The 1815-nt window shown below is 65.0% G+C and carries 2 protein-coding genes; both read left to right on the top strand.

From position 1 onward, the window contains the following. A partial coding sequence (locus WBA11_RS19015; protein WP_424522200.1) for a hypothetical protein occupies positions 1 to 200 on the top strand: 200 nt, incomplete at its 5' end. 144 nt (positions 201 to 344) lie between these two features. Next, on the top strand, positions 345 to 1718 hold the full coding sequence (gene hflX, locus WBA11_RS19010; protein ID WP_424522199.1) for a GTPase HflX: 1374 nt from the start codon (positions 345 to 347) through the stop codon (positions 1716 to 1718). Positions 1719 to 1815: the final 97 nt, after the last annotated feature.

The following is a 1815-nucleotide window of genomic DNA, read 5'->3' as shown; positions in this document are numbered from 1 at the left end:
CCCTCGATGCGGACGAGGCCGTCCGGCGCCTCGAGGCCACGACGGGACGTCCGGTCCGCCTGGTCGCCGACGCTGCGAGCCTGCTCGACGAAGAGTCCTCGTCGGGGCCGCCGGTGTGGACATGGTTGCTCGGGATCGCATTGGCCTGCCTGGTCGCTGAAACGCTCCTCACAACGCGCTGGAAGCCGACCTCGACGTAGACGTCCTCGAGGAGGATGACGGGCAGATTGGAGCGTCGATTAGCACGGGGAATTGCCAGAGCGGGCCGCGTTCGCACTCTAGCTTCATGTCAGCGGGCACGCATCGCTGCCCCGGCTCGTTTCTCCAGGCCCCCGCTTCTGCTTTTGACCCCACTGACCGCCCGACGACGTGAGACCGCTGTGTTGGTCGGCGTCAAGACCCCCGACGCATCCATCGCCGATCTCAACGACGGCCTCGACGAGCTCGAGCTGCTGACCGACACGGCTGGTGCCGACACGGCGGCTCGCCTGACGCAGAACCTGGCCCGCATCCATTCCGCGACGTACATCGGGAAAGGGAAGGTGGAGCAGCTTCGCAAACGCGTCGAGAAGGAGTGCGCTGACCTCGTCGTGTTCGACGATGACCTGACGCCAGTCCAGGTACGCAACCTCGAAAAAGCCCTCGAGGCCGAAAAGAACAACGTCAAGCTGGTCGATCGGTCGGGTCTGATCCTGGACATTTTCGCAAGCCGGGCACGCTCGGCGCAGGCCAAGGCCCAGGTCGAGTTGGCTCAGTTGACGTACCTCCGTTCGCGCCTGACGCGGGCCTGGACGCACCTTGAGCGCCAGAAGGGAGGTATCGGAATGCGTGGGCCGGGTGAGACCCAGATCGAGACCGACCGTCGGCTCATCGGCCGCCGGATCTCCGTCCTGAAAGAGCACCTCGAAAAGATCGACCGCCAGCGGACGACGCAGCGCAAGGGACGTGGCGACCAGACGCGCGTCGCTTTAGTTGGTTACACGAACGCGGGCAAGAGCACGCTGATGAACGCGATGGCTGGCGCCGGCGTGTTCGCCGAGGACCGTCTGTTCGCCACCCTCGACGCGACGACGCGCCAGGTCGACCTCGATACAAACAAAGGCATCCTGCTCGCCGACACTGTTGGGTTCATCCGAAAGCTGCCCCACTCCCTCGTGGAGAGCTTCAAGAGCACGTTGGACGAGGTCCGCGAGGCCGACCTGCTGCTGCACGTCGTGGACGTGACGCACCCGAACGCCGAGGACCACATCGCCGTTGTCAACGAAACGCTGGCCGAACTCGACGCCACGGACAAGCCGACGCTGATGGTGTTTAACAAGGTCGATGCCTTAGAGGACAAGGGCTTGTTGGACCAACTCGAGGCCGCGCACGACCACGCCGTGTTTATCTCGGCCTCTCGCGGCATCGGCCTCGATGAGTTGCGCGCTCAGACACTGGCGCTCGTCGAGTCCGACTATGTCGACCGGATCGCGCTGCTGCCCGTCTCCGATCCAAAGGCCCGCGCTCACATCCACAGCGTGGCCGAGGTCGTCGAGGAGGAGTTCGGGTTTGCCAGCGACGCTTTCGATGCGTCCGCCTCTGAGCAGGCCGTCACGCGTCTGCGGTTCCGCGCCTCGACCAAGAACGCGCCCGACCTCGACCGGATGCTCGAGCGGTTCGGCAACCTGCGGTGGGTCGGGACGACTCAGAGCGCCGACCTCGAGGACGAGTCCGCCTAGCTCACGACCAGGAGAACCCCGAACGGGTCGAGGATCGTTCTGAACGGGCCGAATCCGCATCTCGCCCGCGTCACTTGGAACGCCTCTTGCGCGTCTA

The sequence above is a fragment of the Rubrivirga sp. genome, assembly GCF_049648075.1.
GTDB lineage: Bacteria > Bacteroidota > Rhodothermia > Rhodothermales > Rubricoccaceae > Rubrivirga.
Note: the sequence above shows the minus strand (reverse complement) of the source record. Positions and strands in the feature narration are given on the sequence as shown.